Raw genomic sequence first — 16,465 nt, forward strand, 5'->3', positions numbered from 1 at the left:
TCTGGCTCGCCGACATCACCTATATCGCGACCGGCGAAGGGTGGTTGTATCTGGCCGCGGTGCTCGACCTTGCAACCCGCAAGATCGTTGGATGGGCAATGCGCGATCACATGCGGACCGAGTTGCCACTGGCGGCCATGATGATGGCTGCCCAGCGGCAGAGGCCCGACCGCGGTCTCATCTGTCACTCGGATCGCGGATCGCAATACGCAGCGGGCGCCTATGTCGATCACTTGGCCGTGATCGGTGCGACGCCCTCGATGAGCCGCACGGGCAATTGTTACGATAATGCCCCAATGGAAAGCTTCTTCCACACCCTCAAGGTCGAACTTGTCCATCAGTGCCGATGGACGACGCAGGCCGAAGCGCGGCAGGCCCTGTTCGGATACATCGAAGGCTATTACAACCGGCACTGTAGCGCGACGATCTGGATGAGACGTTAGCGACGATCAGGATGAGAAGCGCTGATCGCGACGAGGTCGTTTTGGTGTGTTTGATTGCCGCTGGCAAGACCTATGTCTCAGGTTGATTGTCGGGGAGCGACACACCGGTATTTTTGGCTGTGGCGACCTTGGCAGGGCGACCTGCCCCCTGCTGTTTTCGCTCAATAGCCGTGCGCCGCCGATAGCTTTCGACATTCATCTCGAAGATGGTGGCGTGGTGCACGAGGCGGTCGACGGCGGCCAGCGTCATCGCGGGATCGGGGAAGACCCGGTTCCATTCGCCGAACGGCTGGTTGGCGGTAATCATCAGCGAACGCCGCTCGTATCGCGCGCTGATCAGCTCGAACAGAACCGAGGTTTCAGCCTGATCCTTGGCGACATAGGCAAGCTCGTCGAGGATCAGAAGATCGAAGCGATCAAGCCGATTGATCGCGTTCTCGAGCGCGAGCTCGCGGCGCGCGACCTGCAGTTTCTGGACGAGGTCGGAGGTGCGGACGAACAGCACCCGCCAACCCTTTTCGATCAGCGCGAGCCCGATGCCCGACGACAGATGCGATTTTCCTCCGCCGGGCGGGCCGAACAGGATCAGGTTTGCGCCATTTTCGAGCCAGCTGTCTCCGGCGCAGATCGCCATCACCTGCGCCTTCGATATCATCGGAACCGCGTCGAAGTCGAACGTATCGAGCGTTTTTCCCGGCAGCAGTTTCGCCTCCGCCAGATGCCGCTCCATGCGGCGGCGACCGCGTTCGGCGATCTCATGCTCGGTGATCGCGCTGAGGAACCGCGCCGCCGGCCAGCCCTCCTTGTCGGAACGCTCGGCGAACGTCGGCCAGAGCTGTTTGATTGTCGGCAGTCGCAGCTCGTTGAGCATCAGCGTGAGCTTTGTGACATCAATGCCCTGGGTCATGCCATTTCCTCCGCGCGAGGAGCCAGTAGCGCTTCATAGGCGCTCAGCGGGACGAGCTCGACGATGACCTCGGGCAACGCCGCGGGGTCGGGCGCGAACCGCGCTCTAAGCGCTGCCATGTCCGGCATGCCTTGCGGCGTCGCTAGCAGGGCTTCCAACACAGCGGCGAGCTCAGCCTCGCACGCCCGCTCATGCGCGAGGCTAAGAAGCTCGACCATTGTCCGGCACGCGACCCGTTCGGCGAGCCGCTCCAGCAGCCGATCGAACATGCGCCGGTAGGCCTCGCGCGGGAAGAGCTGGTGGCGATAGACAAGATTCAGCAGCGCCATCGGTTTGCGCCGAAGCGCATGGATGACATGGCGATAATCGACGACATGGCCATGTTTGCCGCTGCGTTCGGCGCGGCCGCGCGGAAGCGTAAAGAGCGGTGTGCCGCCGAGGAACAGCTCAAGCCGATCGTCGTAAAGTCGCACTCGCAGTCGATGGCCGATCAGCCGCGACGGCACGGTGTAAAACACCTTGCGCAGCGTGAACCCGCCCGAGGAGGTCACCATGACAAGCACCTCTTCATAATCGCTGGTGCGCATGCTCGGTAGCGACTGAAGCACCGCCCGTTCGGCGTCGATCCGCTTCGCGCACCGCGCATTCTTGCGCGCGACGATCTCGTCGACGAAGCAGCGATATTCCGCAAGATCGTTGAAGTCGGCCGATCCGCGCATCAACAGCGCGTCGCGCACCGCCGCCTTCAGATGCCCGTGCGCGCTCTCGATCGCGCCATTTTCATGCGCAACACCGCGGTTATTGCGGGTCGGCTCCATCCGGTAATGACGACAAAGCGCGTCATATCTATGCGTCAGATCCTCGCGCGCCGATGCATCCAGATTGCGGAACGCCGCCGACAGACTGTCGCTGCGATGCTCGCGCGGCGCGCCGCCCAGTGCCCACAGGGCATTCTGCAGCCCCTCCGCCAACGCGATATAACTCTCGCCGCCCAGGATCACATGGGCATGCTCGAAGCCAGAACAGGCGAGCCGGAAGTGGTACAGCCGGTGATCGAGCCCGACCCCGGCGATGTGTACGCCCAGATCGGCCATGTCGGTAAAATCCGACAGCCCCATCCGCCCCGGCTCGTGCACCTGGCGGAAGATCACGTCGCGATCCGGGCCTTGCAGCGCCCGCCAGCTTCGAACCCGACGCTCCATCGTCCGCCGCACCCCATCGGGAAGCTCAGGATGACGACGCTGCATTTCTTCGAACACCGCGACAGCCCGGAGTCCCGGCGCCGCCTCCAGCAGCGGTACAACTTCGCTATCGAAGATATCCGCCAGCGGATCGGGGCGCCGGCGACCGCGCGGCGACACTGTCTGTCTCATCTTCATATATAATCTCACCTGATGATCGTTGATATGTCTCCCGGGCACCGCATCTCCCCTTCCAAAGGAGGCGGCACCTGGCAGGTCACGATCACCAAAAGCGCCCTTCCAAAAGAAAAGACGCTTGCGGGGGTGTGTCTGTCGCTCCTCGGGGCTTCGCCCCTCGTCCCGACAGACACACCCCCGCCATTCTCATCTAGATTGTCGCGCTGTTCTCACCTTGATTGTCGCGCAGCACGGCACCGCATGCACTCGGCCCTCGGGTATCTAACCCCCGAGCAAGCCGAGCAGAGCATGACCGGATAACCCAGTGTGTCCGCCGAAACGGGGGACGATCAGTTCAGCGTTGCCGCTACATGACCCTTGAGAGCGTCTCGGGATTAAGCGATGATGCCATCATCACATTGCCCGCTATGGCAGCATGATCAACCCGGCTTCGCCAGAGATCGCTAAGGCTACGCCGGCGAACCTACACCGTCAAATGGGACACGACCAAACTCCCGACCCACGTGGCCCAAGGTTGGGCAGCAGTGCATGTTTGGCATTGGCCGGGCCAGTTTCTTCGGATGAAAGAGCGCTTATTAGCAAGATGGTGTTCGTGACATCTTTCAGGGCCGATCATGCCCAATCAGCTTTTTGTCAGCCGTCAACTGCCCCGCCCGCAACCTACGGTCAAACCCCAACCGCAGCGATCAGCGTCAGGTCCCTGCGGCCGGGGTTGCCTCGGATTTCGCGCTGGGCGGGATGTGCCTCCTCACCAGCAGCAACGCGATCGCCGTCACGGCCATGGCGGCGGCCACTACATAATAGAAGCCCACCGGGCCGAAGCCGGACAGGGCCGCTGCACCGATAAAGCTGCTCAATACCGCACCGACCCTGCCGATTCCCGCCGAAAGGCCAACCCCGGTTGCGCGCAGCAACGTCGGATAGACGTGCGACGCGAGCACGTAGAGTATAACTTGAAGGCCTACGATACAGCCACCAAGCAGGGCCAGCGCCGTCAAGAGCAGCAGCTTGGGCGCGGCCGGGTCAAACCCTATGCGGCTCAACGCCAAGGCTCCCCCGGCACCGCCAAGCGCCATAATCAGCATTGGCAACCGCGACCCGGTGAAAAGTATTATCCAGGATACCAGCACCGCAGCCACAATCGCCCCCACATTGAACGTCAGCAGGCCGCGGCTCGATGTCGAAAGGTCGAAGCCGGCATCGGCGAGCATCGTCGGAAGCCAGTTAAACGACATGAACACCGCCAGCAGGCAGCCAAAAAATGCCAGCCATAAGAGCAATGTATCGCCCAAGTAGGGAGGGCGGAGAAGGGTTGTCGCCGAGGGCTTGTTGACCCCCGATTCGGTGCGATCGACAAACACTGCGTCCGACGGCACGTCTAACCGCATCCGTTCGAAGATCTGGCGCAATTCGTTCGACTTCTCCGGCCGGGTCACCAGAAATCGCGGAGATTCCGGTAGCAACAGAAACAGCGCCAATGCCAGCACCAGCGGTAAGGCGCCCGCCACAGCGAACAATCCTCGCCAGCCCAATGCCGGAAGCGCTTCGGCAGAAACAAACCCGCCGAACACTCCGCCGACCGCCATGCAAACCAAACTAAGAGTAACCGCAAAACTGCGACGGTGCTGGGGCGTATACTCTGCAACCAGTGCGGTGACATTTGGGAGCGCTCCGCCCAGACCGATACCCGCAATAAAGCGGAATAGTCCCAGCGTCGGCAAGTCATTGGCAAAAGCGATGGCGCCCGTCATTGATCCGAAGATGATCGTGCTGACCAACAGGGCTATCTTGCGTCCAAACTTGTCGCCGAGGATCCCGCCGATTGCGGCGCCGATGGTCATGCCGATCAGGCCGATCGCCAGCACCGGCGCAAGTTCTTCCTTGGTAAGGTTAAGGTCGGGCAGCATCGCCGGGGCAGCAAACCCGAGTGCCAGTGCATCGAAACCATCGAGCACTATCACCAAAGAGCACAGCAGCAGCACCAGCTTCTGATAGGGCGCCCACGACGATGTGTCTGAAGCAAACCCGACGTCGAATTCGGGGCGACCCGCCGGGGTGACATTAGATGGCACGCCGCCCCCAATCTCTTTGGCACTCATAATGGACATCCTCGCCTTTGCTGTTTTCGCTGGCCTGCATGTTGAGCAAAATTGCGCCGTCCTGCCTAACGCCCCTTTGCTTGGTTCCCAAATACTCTTCGTCGGCCGACTTTATCCGCTCGAGCTTCGTGGGGATGATGCTCCGCCCCGTCGATTGTGCCAGCACCTTAACCAGCCGGGGCTGGCAATCGCCTGGCTTGTGCCTTGGATCGGCGCAGTGGGACGGCGGGAACTCCCGCAGCGTAGAGCCCGTCCACGATTCGCCGAGCTTGGCCGATCACGCCGAGGGGCAGTTCGCAGCGGCAAGAACGGCGAAGACAGCAGTGATCTGACGGGCAGCCGGTCGAGCCAGCTATTATTCAGCAGGCTGCAATGCCGCGTCTCTTTCCTGTCGGTAGGCTAAATGAGACGCCATGTTTTCCGGTTTGACCCCGAAGGCTGTTTGCCGACTGATGTTCTGGCGGTTTATTTCATCGAACTTGATGAAATAGGCCTTATGCATCCTGTAAAAGGGGATCTCTGGATAAAGGTGATGGATGAGATGGTAATTCTGATAGACCAGCAACGGTGTCAGCAGCCATTCCCATCCGTAGCGCATCGTCGTCGCCATATAGGGCTCTTCATCTTGGGCGACCATTGCCGGATAGTGGGGCAGGATGACGAAAACGACGGCAATCAGGAACAGCGTGATCCGCGAGGGAAGAAACCACAGCATAAAGAGTTCGAATCCGAATCCGAAGTAAATCGCTGCCCCGAACAACGCGAACAAAGCTCCGTAAAAAGCAACAAGTTCCCTGCCATGCTTCTTTCGAACGTTTTGACCGTGCTTGATGAAGTAATAAATGTAGGCACCGTCAAACATGGTCCAGCGAAACGGTACCTGCCACCATGGCGACTCGTGTTCATAGAGATCAGGGTCTAGTGGGCCATTGGCATAGCTGTGGTGCTTGTTGTGCACCCAACGCAGAAGTACCATCGGCGCATAGGGAAACAAAAAGAAAAGGCCGATCGCCCCAATCGTCTCGTTTAACCATTTGACCCTTGAAAGGGACATATGGGCCGCATCATGTATTACGCTGAAAAGCAGATAGGTGATCAGGCCGTTGGCGATGGTTCCGTACCAGATCGGTATTTGCCCGGTCATTGCGAGATACCAGACAAGTCCGATGCCACCCATCGAGGCAACGAAAAGCAAGGCGGTCGGCAGCGCTAGTAACGGTGCCCTTCGCAACTGCTCGAAATACTCTTCCTGGTTTTTTGGAAAAACACTCGCCACCATATGATCTCTCCCAGAATCTGGTCCATCCATGGCCGCCAATTCGTATTTTAGCTGTCCATGATACGCCATCGCTCGCCAAGCGCACCCAGCACCCGAATGATAGCCGTTTGTTGGATAATATGCAACTCTTATCCCGCATTGCCTTCGCAATCGGGCAGGCCATTGGACGCCCGATCGTCCTGTACGCAGGGGCAGCCGATCTGGAAACAAGCGAGGAGCCTTTGGTAGCTCCGTTAGATCGGATAAACGAGGTATCGCGGCAATACCGAGGTGTCGAGTTCAGCCCGGCGTGATAGCAGCTTGAGTTCACCGTTCTTGCCTTGGCGCACAGAATCGAGATACTGTCCCGCCGCCAGAACCTGGGTAATCCCGGTGTCCTTAGGCGTCATGAACACCGAAAAGTTGGATCGCATTCCCAGGGTGGTTGCATCGATACGATCAAAGCTGGTGAGCTGGACGAAATGACGGGTGCGATAGTCCTGAAAGGTTCCGGCCCAGATGTCGTTCACGAAGGTAACGCGATCCTCGAGCCTAGAGCGGCAATCGTCGTACATGAAGCCGAGCGCGAACCCGTGCTCCGAATTCTCTGCCGAACGACAGTAGTATGAGGCAGCCTCCTCTTCCGCATAATTCCCTAACCAACCCGACATGTCTTTGCCGTCGAGTGCGTGCGCATCGGCCAGCAGCAAGGCGTTGAGCGCCGCTTCGAGCGATATATCTGCCTGCATCATGCCGCCGCCCTTTTGAAACCCATGACCGAACGATAATATTCCCAGCGCGGCAAGTTGCCGCTCTCATCATTCTGAAGAAACTCGGATTCCAGCTTCAAAGGGTCGTGCACGCCCTTCTGGAAAATAGCCGAACCGGGGGTGTGGTTTCCGATGTGGATGCGGTGAAAGACCGAAGCATCCTCCATACTGATCAAGCCGCACGGTCCGAGCAGGTTGGAACTTTGCCGCAGGCGATGGCGAACCATTTCCTCGTCGTCATCCTGATGGGCGAAATAGGCATAGTGGACTTCAACCGTCTCCGCATCGATCGGTGTGGCGAAGCGCAAATTGATGACATCAAGATGCTTGGTCGAAACAAAGGTTGGAAATAGCGAGACGATCCGGGAACCGACCGCCGGATCCTGGCCCTTGAACTCGATCAACGACTTGTCCTTGAGCACGGATGGGCCGGTTGCCACCGAAAGCGCCGATTCGAAGCAGATGTGGCCGCGGTGCGTTGCCGTGTATTGGCGACCCTTGCCGCCTTGCCAGTTGAGCATCTTGAACGCCTGATGCAGCAAAGGAGCATGATAGCCATCGTTATCGGTATACGACTTCCAGTTCGTATCATAACGGACCTTCTGGTAGCCCAGCAGCTTGAGCCGCCCGTCTCCCGCAAGCAGCTCGCGCAAGCAATTCTGCGAGTCGCCCAGATAATCGAGCAGCGCCTCGGTTTCCGCCGAAATCGTCACGAAGATCAGGCCGAAAAAGATGTCGAACCGCGGCTGGGCCAGCGGATAGTCGGCTTTGTTGAAGCCGGGCAGAAATTCCCGTGGGTTGGGGCACCCGACCAGGTCACCCTTGGAATCGAACAGCCAGCGGTGGTACGGGCATTCGAATTCGGTCTTGTTGCCCATGACCGCCGTCTCGAGCTGATTGCCGCGGTGCGAGCAGGCGTTGTAAAAAACCCGCACCACGCCATCGACGTCCCGACCAATAAGGAGCGGCACGCCGGCTAAGCGGTAGGTCTTGAAATCCCCTGGGTTGGGCAATTCGCTTTCATGGGCGACCGGGTGCCATTCGGTGCCATGAAAAATGCGCTTGACCTCTTCCGCATAGATATCTTCGCGAACGAAGGCTTCCTTAGGAATTTCATTATAGTTCTTCGGCCACGACAGCTTGATGTCCGTCATCCACTTTCTCCCATTTTTCGCGCTTATTTTATTTCTCGGCTTCGAGTGCCTTGCCAAGTTCAGCCCACATTCTGCCCGAAAGACGCGCGCCCTCGAGGTAGGGTTCGGGACAAAGATGGTAGGGCGGGCGGACCGGACCGGCGTTCATCCAGCCGCCTGCGTTCATGCGTGCTTTTTCAAGCGCTATGTTGTAGGTCGAGAATTCCTTGAAGCTGCCGTTAGGGAACAGCGGCGCCGCCGTTGGGCCGAGCCGGCCCATAAAAGCCCGCGCCGCGCTCCAATCACCGCTCGCGCGCGCTTGCGACACAAGGTCGCGCAATGTCGTGGTCACCAGCGGGTGACACACGGCACCGCTCGACCAAAAGGCGTCGATCGAGTCGTCCATACGGGCTGCGCCGTAGTAATCGAAGTCGATCGGCAGCAGTTTGATACGGCCCCGAATCGCTGCAAGGTCTGGCAACAGGTTGCCGACGCCGATATACTTTGCTGTGACGACCTGCGGAAGCTCAGCCACCTGGCCCCAGAATCCACGCGGGAAATCGAACTTGAAGGCTTCGGGATTGGCGTAGATGGCAATGTTCATTTCGGGAACGGCCTCAGCGACATCCTTGTAGAACTGGACAGCAACATCAAGGCTGGGCGCGCACCACATCGGAATTCCGAGCATCGTGCCATCCGCGCCGAGTTCCAGCGCTTGCCGGGTCAACGCGACCGTGTCGCGGGTGTTGATGCAAGTGGTGCCAACGAAAATCGGCACCCGGCCGGCTGCTGCGTCTACCAGCGCCTTCATGAAATCGAGCTTTTCGTCGTGGGTCATAGTCGCCGCTTCACCAAGCGTCCCCATGCTCAAAATTCCGTTGATTCCTGCATCAATCAGGCCGTTCACCACGCGCGCGGTCTCATCGAGATCCACCGTATTTGTCGCGCGCCAATCGGAGGCGTTATCCTTCGCCGGAGTGGGAATTATCGCCCATGCGCCTTTGACGTCGTTCGGGTCAATAAGTGTACGGGCCATTTCGTTTCTCTCCTCAAATCCGGTCCGGTGATCGCCACTGCAGCGTCCGATCATTCGACATTGCGCAACGCATTTCCTTGCATGACATAGATCATGAATATAGGCAAGGCAACCATCCAGCCTTGCGTTTCGTGGCAGGAATGAGGGATAAAGGAGGAGCCAGATTATGACTTTTGCCAAGAGGTTCGACAACCAGATCGCGGTTGTGACCGGTGGAGCTCAAGGCATCGGGCTAGCCACAGCCAGGCGTATGGCCGAGGAAGGCGCGATCGTGATCATTGCCGACCGAGCGGCTGACGCAACGCAGGCTACGGTCGATCGCCTGCGGGACAATGGCTGCGATGTCCACGCCGCCATCTTCGACCTCGAGAAATGCGAGGGAGCGACCGAACTGTACCGGACGGTTACCGATCAATTCGGCCAAATCGACGTGGCGGTCCACAATGTCGGCGGCACGATCTGGGCTAAGCCCTATTGGGATTATAAACCCGACGAGATTGTGGCTGAAATCAACCGTTCGCTGTGGCCAACTCTTTGGTGCTGCCACGCGGTGGTGCCGTACATGCTCGCGGCCGGGCGCGGTTCAATCGTAAATATCGGTTCAGTGGCCACGCGCGGCGTGAACAGGGTTCCCTATGCCGCCGCCAAGGGCGGAGTCGCTGCTTTGACCGCCGCTTTGTCGCTGGAACTGGAAACCAGCGGTGTCCGAATTAATTGTGTAGCGCCAGGCGGAGTCAACGTCACACGGGTCACCCCGCGCGATCCCGCACCGATGAGCGATGTGGTCAAGGCGGGTTTTGCAGGAGTGATGGAGCAGACCTTGCGCGACACTCCGATGGCCCGCTTCGGCGAACCCGATGAACTGGCCGCTGCAATTTGTTTTTTCGCCTCTCAGGAGGCTTCCTACGTCACCGGGCAGACACTCTTCGTCGCGGGCGGCGGGATCGGATAAGACCGCTCTCCCGCCGCGCCCAGACATCAAGTCGTCTGCTTAAGCAACTCGCGCAACGACACGTCCGCATCAGCAAGCCGATCCGCGCTCGCGCTCACCCGTCGTTCGACCAGCCGCTTGCCAATCCCCATGTCGGCAGGACGGTTGACGGTCAGGACGCCGTCGATGGTTCCACTGGACAGGAAGAACGCGACAAAGGCGTTGCTTTCGGTGTCGCCGCGAACCACAACCTCGGCCTGCACCGGGATTTGTCCGCAGAACTGTATATTCAGATTGAACTGATCGCTCCAGTACCACATTGGCTTGCAGTAATCGACTTCCTGGCCAAGCATGGCCAAAGCCGCCGCCTGTGCCTGGTCGGCCGCGTTCTGATATGTTTCCTGTCGGAAGCGACCGCCGAAAAAGCCGTCCTGTTCGGCCACGTCACCGGCGGCGAACACCACCGGATTACTGGTCTGGCAACGACGATCGACAACAATCCCGTTGTTGACCGTCAACCCGGCATCGACCGCGAGTGACGTTGCGGGAATGATACCCACGCCGACAATGACAGCGTCGCAGGCGATGAGGGTTCCATCGTCGATCTCGACGGCGGAGACGCGCCCGTCCGCAAACTTGAGCCCCGTTACCCCCCGGTTGAAATAGGTTTTGACCCCTCGCTTGCCGTGCTCCTCACCCAGCCACTGGCCGAAACGCTTGCCCAGCGCCCGCTCCATCGGCGCGGCCATCGGCTCGATCGCGGTCACCTCGCAGCCCAGCTTGATCGCGCTGGCGGCCACTTCGGCACCGATCACACCCATGCCGACGATTACGACCCGCGCCCCTTGACGAAGGTCGAGGGCCATTCTGGCTGCGTCGTCACGGGTGCGCAGATAATGGACATTGGCGCAATCGGCTCCGGCCAGATTGAGCTTGCGCGCGTGTCCGCCGGTCGCCAGCAGCACCTTGTCGGCGGCGACCAGTTGGCCGCCGGAGAGGCGCACTCCTCCCGCATTGAAATCGAGCGCTTCGGCGCGCGTATTCAGCAGAAGGTCGATCCGGTTGTCCGCGTACCAGCCCTCATCCTGCAGGAAAAATTTGTCCAGGACGTCGCTTGTATTCCATAGGAATTCCTTGGACAGCGGCGGGCGTTCGTAGGGTCTCCAGGGCTCTTCGCCGATAAGGGTGATCCGGCCTTCGAATCCTGCCTGCCGCAGCGCTTCCGCCGCCCGGCCACCTGCGAGATTGGCACCTACAATCGCTACCGAACGCACTCGATATCTCCCAGTTTCACGGACTCACCCACCTCCTAATCCTTGCACGCAGAAGGCGGGGTCGTTGTACATGATGCAATATATTGTAGAAACGTCAACGGCAACACTAGCCGTCACGTTGCATTTTCTCAAGCCTGAAAGCGAGTTGCCGCCGCGTCAGCCCCAATTCTCTGGCCGCTTGAGCAACGTTGCCACCGGCGGCTTCGACTGCAGCCCGCACGATCGCATTTTCTACCGTCGAAAGCGTTTCGCCGTTCTGGCGAAGCAAGCTGACCAGCTGACAAACCGAGGACTGTTCTTCATGCCTCGGCTCCGCTTCGACGACGCGACCATCCCGGGCAAGCGTCAGCCCGCTTGGGATGCGCACTCTGTCCGACCCGATGAAAAGGTGTCGTAAATCGATAGCGCCAGATTCATCGGCAAGCAGCACGGCACGCTCGACCATCCGCTCCAATTCCCTCACGTTACCGGGATAATCGTGCATCAGCAGCGCGTTAATCGACCGCGCCGTGAAGCCGCCAACAGCACGCCCGTGGCGCATGGCATACTTGGCGCGGAAGTGCTCCATAAGTCCAGGGATGTCCTCACGCCGCTCTCGCAATGGCGGAACCCGGATGGGGAGCGTTGAAAGGCGGAAGTACAAGTCGGCACGAAAAGTCCCCTCGGCCATAGCGACCTCGAGATCGATGTTGGACGCTGCGATCAGGCGGACGTTCACCTGGATGGTCTTGGTGTCGCCAACACGCTCGAATTCGCCTTCTTGGATGGCTCGCAGGACTTTGCTTTGTGCCAGCGGCGAGAGCATCGAAATCTCGTCAAGAAACAGCGTGCCGCCATGCGCGAGTTCGAAACGCCCCGGCCGGTCGGCCACGGCTCCGGTAAATGCACCCTTGGCCACACCGAACAGTTCGGCCTCAATCAGGCCTTCGGGAATTGCGGCGCAATTGAGCGCGACGAAGGGCGCATCGCGGCGAAGACTGAGCCGGTGCGCCATCTTCGCAAACACCTCCTTGCCGACTCCCGTCTCCCCCAGAAACAGCAGAGTGGCATCGGTGCCTGCTGTTCGCTCGATCAGGTTGCGTACCGCGTGGAAGCCTGCCGATACTCCCGCGACGAATTGGTCGTCCTGGCTTTTGGGGCCGGCTGACTGGAACGAAACTACCGCCGTTTCGACATCGTCCAGGTTAGGCCATTCGTCTTCCGGCTTGCCATGAAGCAGGCAGGCCGGGTGGCCCATTCCCTGGCACTCGATTTCACGCATGATTATGGGTTGACCCGCGAAAGTGCTGGCAAAGCCGCTGGCAAAGCCGGTCTGCAACCAGCACACCGGATCGGCGTTGACGCCTTCGGTCTCAAGATGGATTCCCGCTTCAATCGAATCGTGGACCAAAAACCGTCCTTCAAAATGGCCGCTCGCGGTATCGCTGTCCAAAGTTTCGATCTCGGTCCAGCCGAACCCGGTCAACGCGTGGGCTTGAGGGCCGACCGCAAAGGCTTCAAGAAAACCGCGGCCGGGCCGCAGATACTTTGCCTCGACCGCGCAACGTGCGCCTTCCGCAAAGCCCATCTGCCAGAACAACCGGCGCGCGCTGCCCAGGCCCAACTGGACAACCAGTTCGTTGCGCAACATGGCCAGGGCGGAATTGCTCAGCAACACGCAGCGCTCGCTGTCACGCCAGATGCGGCCCTGCTCGGGCGAAAAACGGAGCCGGCTGGTTAGGTCGGTGTAGGCGGGGAGATGCTTCACGCTAACTTGATAACAAATATGTGCACCAGACGCCACATAATCACCTCATGATCGACAGATACGTCAATTTTGAACACAGCCTCCGGCAAAGCTCGAAGGTGCCTTTCAGGAATTTCGTTTTTTTTTCAGTTTGGCACGAATTATGCTTAGCTAGGGGAAAATTAAGACATGGCTGACCGCAAGAATATTGCGGCGGCGAATGAGAGGAGAGCTTAGGCATGGATGTTTCCGGACTGGTCGATACGGCCACGGGCCGACAATCGCGGACAATATATTCCAGTGAGGAACTCTACAAGCAGGAGCTTGAACGCATTTTCGCTCGCTGCTGGCTGTTCCTCGTCCACACCAGCCAGATACCCAAGGCCGGTGATTATTTCCGCACTTTCATGGGTGAGGACGATGTCATCGTCATTCGCCAGAAGGACGGGTCGATCAAGGCCTTCCTCAACAGCTGCACCCACCGCGGCAACCGCATTTGCCGCGCCGATCGCGGCAACGCCAAAGCCTTTACCTGCAACTATCATGGCTGGTCGTTCGCGCCGGACGGTTCGCTCGCCGGGGTTCCGCTGGAAAATGAAGCCTATTTTGGCGAGCTCGATCGCAGCAAACTGGGCCTGGTTCCGGTAACCCATGTTGCTGAATACAATGGCCTCGTCTTCGGTTGTTTCGACCCGGACGCGCCATCGCTCGAAGACTATCTTGGCGATGCCAAGTTCTTCCTCGACGTCTGGCTGGACGCGATGCCCGGTGGCACGTCGCTCGTTGGCGAAACCCAAAAGATGGTGCTGGGCAGCAACTGGAAGCTGCCGGTGGAGAACGTCTGCGGCGATGGTTATCATCTCGGCTGGGCGCACGCGGGGGCGATGATGGCGGTGCAGTCCTTGGACCTTTCCGGTCTCAGCGTCGGGAATTCGAGCGCCGACCTGGACGGCGGGCTTTCGGTTGCCGGGATGAATGGCCACATGGCCCTGACCGCGCTCGACGGGGTTTCGGGCTACGCCTTCTACCCCGATCCGAAGCCCATGCTGGACTATCTCGAGGCCAATCGTCCCGAGGTGATAGAGCGGTTGGGCAAGGTGCGCGGCGAACAGCTCTGGGGTTCGCAGATCAACATCACGATCTTTCCCAACCTTCAGTTCCTGCCGGGCCTTAACTGGTTTCGGGTCTATCACCCCAAGGGTCCGGGACAGATCGAGCAATGGACCTGGGCAATGGTCGAGAACGACATGCCCGAAGAGGTACAGGCGACGATTCTTGACAATCAGTGCCTGACCTTCGGCCTAGCCGGGCTGTTCGACAATGACGATGGCGATAATCTTGCCGCCTGCACCGAACAGTCCCGTGGCTGGCGGACGGCACAGATGGACGTCTTCACCAACATGGCGCTCGGCCGTTCGGGACCGCGCGAAGGTTTCCCCGGCGACATCGCCGCCGGTCTGGTTAGCGAGCACAACCAGCGTTATTTCTACCGCCGCTGGCAAGAGCACATGCAGGCTGAAAGCTGGGCCGAAGTTCCCACCTACAACATCAACCCGCTGTCCGCTCAGGAAACAGTCGATGCATGAACTGAGCCCCGCCCCGGTGCCGGTTGACGTACTAAACACTCTGACGCAGCGCCTTTATCACGAAGCGCGCCTGCTCGATGCCGAACGCTTCGAGGATTGGCTGGAGCTGTTATGCGACGATGTAGGCTACCGCATGGAACTGAAGAGGCGCCGCTTCCGGGCGGATCGGTCGCCGCCTGCGGCAGTAGGAGTCGGGGTTGTTTTCAACGAGACCCTTGCCCGTCTTAAACTCAGGATCGATCGCCTGCGCTCCGGATTTGTATGGGCCGAAGATCCGCCCAATTTCGTGCGCCGCGTCGTTTCGAACGTCGAAGTAGAGCCCGCGGATGCCGAAAACGAGGCGATCGTTCACTCGGTGATCGTCATTCACCGCAACCGCATCGACGGCCTGACGCGCGTGTTTACCGCCGGACGCACCGATCGTTGGCGCCATGGGAAGCAAGGCTGGTGTCTCGCGGCGCGCGACATCGCACTCGACCATGCCGTGCTGCATGACAGCAACATCAACGTTTTTTTCTAAGACAGAGTTATAGGGAGAAGAATGACATGCGAATCGAAGGGATCGGCCGTGAGCCGGAGTTTTCGCGTTACATGGACCTCAAGGAAGGCTGGCTCGATCGCCGGATCTTCAGCGATGCCGAGATCTACGAGGAAGAACTGTACCGTATCTTCGCGCGGTCCTGGCTGTTCGTGGCCCACGAAAGCCAGTTGCCAAAGGCAGGCGATTTTCTGACCACCCATATGGGCGAAGACGCCGTCATCGTCGCGCGCCAGCCGGATGGCTCGATCAAGGTTTTCCTCAATTCTTGCCCTCATCGCGGCAACAAGGTGTGCTTTGCTGATGCCGGCAACACCCGCCGGTTTGTCTGCAATTATCACGGCTGGGCCTTCGATACCGCCGGTGAACTGAAGGGCATGCACGAGGAATACTGCTACGACGATAACGATATTGATCGCCGTAAAAACGGCCTAAAGCAGGTTGCCCGGGTTGCGGGTTACAAGGGGCTGGTCTTTGCGACCTTCGCCGAAGATGGTCCCAGTCTCGATGCCTGGCTGGGCGACTTCCGCTGGTACCTCGACATGCTGCTCGATAACGAGGAGGGCGGAACCGAATTGATCGGCGGCTGCATCAAGTCGGTGATGAACGCCAACTGGAAGTTCGGCGTCGAAAACTTCATCGGTGATGCTTACCATGCCGGCTGGACCCACGATTCCGGCTGCCGTTCAATGAACAATGGCCAGCCCTTCCCGCCGATCGACATGGAAAATTCTTATCATGCCAGCGTCAACGGTCACGGGTGGGAGTTCGGTACCGAAGGGGTCGGCGATCTCTTCCTCCTGGGCCGACCGAAGGTTCTCGAATACTATGAAAGAATCCGTCCCAAGATGGCCCAGCGGCTGGGCGAGATGCGCTCGAAGATCTTCGGATCGGTCGCCTCCGCCTCGATTTTCCCCAACGTGTCATTCCTTCCTGGCATTTCGACCTTCCGGCAGTGGCAGCCCAAGGGTCCGATGGAGTTCGAGCTCAAGACCTGGGTGATCGTCAACAAGTCGATGCCCGATGACATCAAGAATGAAATTACCAAGGGGGTCATGCAGACCTTCGGCCCCGGGGGTACGTTCGAGATGGACGATGGCGAGAACTGGAGTAACTGCACCACCGTCAACCGAGGTGTGGTCACCCGCCACGAACGCCTGCACTACCGTTGCGGCATATCGCGCGAAATCGAACACGATACGCTGCCGGGCATCGTCTACCGCGGCCAGTACAATGACGCCAACCAGCGCGGCTTCTACCAGCGTTGGCTCGACATGATGGAAGCCGACAAGCTGGAGGCTATGCCAGACCGGCCGGAATCACGCCTTTCCGGCGTTGGCGAGACGCGCAACCTCCCCGGCCTATTCGCGCTCTGAAAAGGATCA

Annotated in this window: 14 protein-coding genes; 5 read left to right on the top strand and 9 right to left on the bottom strand. The window is 59.4% G+C overall.

Annotated elements, in window-relative coordinates:
* A partial coding sequence (locus CDQ92_RS19110) for an IS3 family transposase (protein ID WP_144035835.1) occupies window positions 1-443 on the top strand: 443 nt, incomplete at its 5' end.
* Window positions 444-513: 70 nt separating this feature from the next.
* On the opposite strand, the gene istB is transcribed toward CDQ92_RS19110, so the two are convergent.
* From istB to CDQ92_RS19150, 7 genes are all read right to left on the bottom strand, one after another.
* Window positions 514-1,350 carry an IS21-like element helper ATPase IstB gene (istB, locus tag CDQ92_RS19115; protein WP_088443804.1) on the bottom strand — a complete coding sequence of 279 codons (837 nt, stop codon included), beginning with the start codon at window positions 1,348-1,350 and terminating at the stop codon, window positions 514-516.
* Window positions 1,347-2,771 (bottom strand): IS21 family transposase, encoded by a 1,425-nt coding sequence (istA, locus tag CDQ92_RS19120; protein WP_088443806.1) that lies wholly within the window; start codon window positions 2,769-2,771, stop codon window positions 1,347-1,349. Before istA ends, istB begins: the two co-directional genes overlap by 4 nt.
* Before the next feature lie 650 nt (window positions 2,772-3,421).
* Window positions 3,422-4,828 (bottom strand): MFS transporter, encoded by a 1,407-nt coding sequence (locus CDQ92_RS19125; protein ID WP_158213906.1) that lies wholly within the window; start codon window positions 4,826-4,828, stop codon window positions 3,422-3,424.
* A gap of 355 nt (window positions 4,829-5,183) precedes the next feature.
* A complete protein-coding gene (locus tag CDQ92_RS19135) occupies window positions 5,184-6,107 on the bottom strand; it encodes a fatty acid desaturase (protein ID WP_088443812.1) in 924 nt (307 codons plus the stop codon).
* Window positions 6,108-6,340: 233 nt separating this feature from the next.
* Entirely contained in the window at window positions 6,341-6,838 is a 498-nt protein-coding gene (locus tag CDQ92_RS19140; RefSeq protein WP_229667515.1) for an aromatic-ring-hydroxylating dioxygenase subunit beta, read from the bottom strand.
* Window positions 6,835-8,010: an aromatic ring-hydroxylating oxygenase subunit alpha gene (locus tag CDQ92_RS19145; protein ID WP_088443813.1), complete on the bottom strand. Its 1,176-nt coding sequence runs from the start codon at window positions 8,008-8,010 to the stop codon at window positions 6,835-6,837. The genes CDQ92_RS19140 and CDQ92_RS19145 overlap by 4 nt, the downstream gene beginning before the upstream one ends.
* Before the next feature lie 28 nt (window positions 8,011-8,038).
* On the bottom strand, window positions 8,039-9,025 hold the full coding sequence (locus CDQ92_RS19150; protein WP_088443815.1) for a dihydrodipicolinate synthase family protein: 987 nt from the start codon (window positions 9,023-9,025) through the stop codon (window positions 8,039-8,041).
* A 166-nt stretch (window positions 9,026-9,191) separates the two neighbouring features.
* On the opposite strand from CDQ92_RS19150, the gene CDQ92_RS19155 reads away from it, so the two are divergent.
* Window positions 9,192-9,977 carry a 1,6-dihydroxycyclohexa-2,4-diene-1-carboxylate dehydrogenase gene (locus CDQ92_RS19155; RefSeq protein WP_088443817.1) on the top strand — a complete coding sequence of 262 codons (786 nt, stop codon included), beginning with the start codon at window positions 9,192-9,194 and terminating at the stop codon, window positions 9,975-9,977.
* A 26-nt stretch (window positions 9,978-10,003) separates the two neighbouring features.
* Here CDQ92_RS19155 and CDQ92_RS19160 read toward each other — a convergent pair whose 3' ends face one another.
* Both CDQ92_RS19160 and CDQ92_RS19165 read right to left on the bottom strand, forming a co-directional pair.
* A complete protein-coding gene (locus CDQ92_RS19160) occupies window positions 10,004-11,230 on the bottom strand; it encodes an NAD(P)/FAD-dependent oxidoreductase (RefSeq protein ID WP_088443819.1) in 1,227 nt (408 codons plus the stop codon).
* Between the two features lie 106 nt (window positions 11,231-11,336).
* The gene (locus CDQ92_RS19165) at window positions 11,337-12,977 is read right to left on the bottom strand and encodes a sigma-54-dependent Fis family transcriptional regulator (RefSeq protein ID WP_088443821.1); all 1,641 of its coding nucleotides are present in this window, start codon (window positions 12,975-12,977) and stop codon (window positions 11,337-11,339) included.
* Between the two features lie 218 nt (window positions 12,978-13,195).
* On the opposite strand from CDQ92_RS19165, the gene CDQ92_RS19170 reads away from it, so the two are divergent.
* From CDQ92_RS19170 to CDQ92_RS19180, 3 genes are read left to right on the top strand one after another with little or no spacing between them, the layout of a single operon-like run.
* The gene (locus CDQ92_RS19170) at window positions 13,196-14,542 is read left to right on the top strand and encodes an aromatic ring-hydroxylating dioxygenase subunit alpha (RefSeq protein ID WP_088443823.1); all 1,347 of its coding nucleotides are present in this window, start codon (window positions 13,196-13,198) and stop codon (window positions 14,540-14,542) included.
* Complete coding sequence (locus CDQ92_RS19175) at window positions 14,535-15,062, top strand: aromatic-ring-hydroxylating dioxygenase subunit beta (RefSeq protein ID WP_088443825.1); 528 nt, start codon at window positions 14,535-14,537, stop codon at window positions 15,060-15,062. Before CDQ92_RS19170 ends, CDQ92_RS19175 begins: the two co-directional genes overlap by 8 nt.
* A gap of 26 nt (window positions 15,063-15,088) precedes the next feature.
* On the top strand, window positions 15,089-16,456 hold the full coding sequence (locus CDQ92_RS19180) for an aromatic ring-hydroxylating dioxygenase subunit alpha (protein WP_088443827.1): 1,368 nt from the start codon (window positions 15,089-15,091) through the stop codon (window positions 16,454-16,456).
* The last annotated feature ends 9 nt before the right edge of the window (window positions 16,457-16,465 follow it).

Origin of the sequence: Sphingopyxis bauzanensis (assembly GCF_002205675.1) — a bacterium.
GTDB lineage: Bacteria > Pseudomonadota > Alphaproteobacteria > Sphingomonadales > Sphingomonadaceae > Sphingopyxis > Sphingopyxis bauzanensis.

What these genes read in the sequence shown, in the direction of transcription:
- CDQ92_RS19140 (WP_229667515.1), bottom strand. Translation starts at nt 6,838, where the DNA reads ATGATGCAGGCAGATATATCGCTCGAAGCGGCGCTCAACGCCTTGCTG.
- CDQ92_RS19150 (WP_088443815.1), bottom strand. Translation starts at nt 9,025, where the DNA reads ATGGCCCGTACACTTATTGACCCGAACGACGTCAAAGGCGCATGGGCG.
- istB (WP_088443804.1), bottom strand. Translation starts at nt 1,350, where the DNA reads ATGACCCAGGGCATTGATGTCACAAAGCTCACGCTGATGCTCAACGAG.
- CDQ92_RS19175 (WP_088443825.1), top strand. Translation starts at nt 14,535, where the DNA reads ATGCATGAACTGAGCCCCGCCCCGGTGCCGGTTGACGTACTAAACACT.
- CDQ92_RS19170 (WP_088443823.1), top strand. Translation starts at nt 13,196, where the DNA reads ATGGATGTTTCCGGACTGGTCGATACGGCCACGGGCCGACAATCGCGG.
- CDQ92_RS19155 (WP_088443817.1), top strand. Translation starts at nt 9,192, where the DNA reads ATGACTTTTGCCAAGAGGTTCGACAACCAGATCGCGGTTGTGACCGGT.
- CDQ92_RS19125 (WP_158213906.1), bottom strand. Translation starts at nt 4,828, where the DNA reads ATGAGTGCCAAAGAGATTGGGGGCGGCGTGCCATCTAATGTCACCCCG.
- CDQ92_RS19145 (WP_088443813.1), bottom strand. Translation starts at nt 8,010, where the DNA reads ATGACGGACATCAAGCTGTCGTGGCCGAAGAACTATAATGAAATTCCT.
- CDQ92_RS19135 (WP_088443812.1), bottom strand. Translation starts at nt 6,107, where the DNA reads ATGGTGGCGAGTGTTTTTCCAAAAAACCAGGAAGAGTATTTCGAGCAG.
- CDQ92_RS19180 (WP_088443827.1), top strand. Translation starts at nt 15,089, where the DNA reads ATGCGAATCGAAGGGATCGGCCGTGAGCCGGAGTTTTCGCGTTACATG.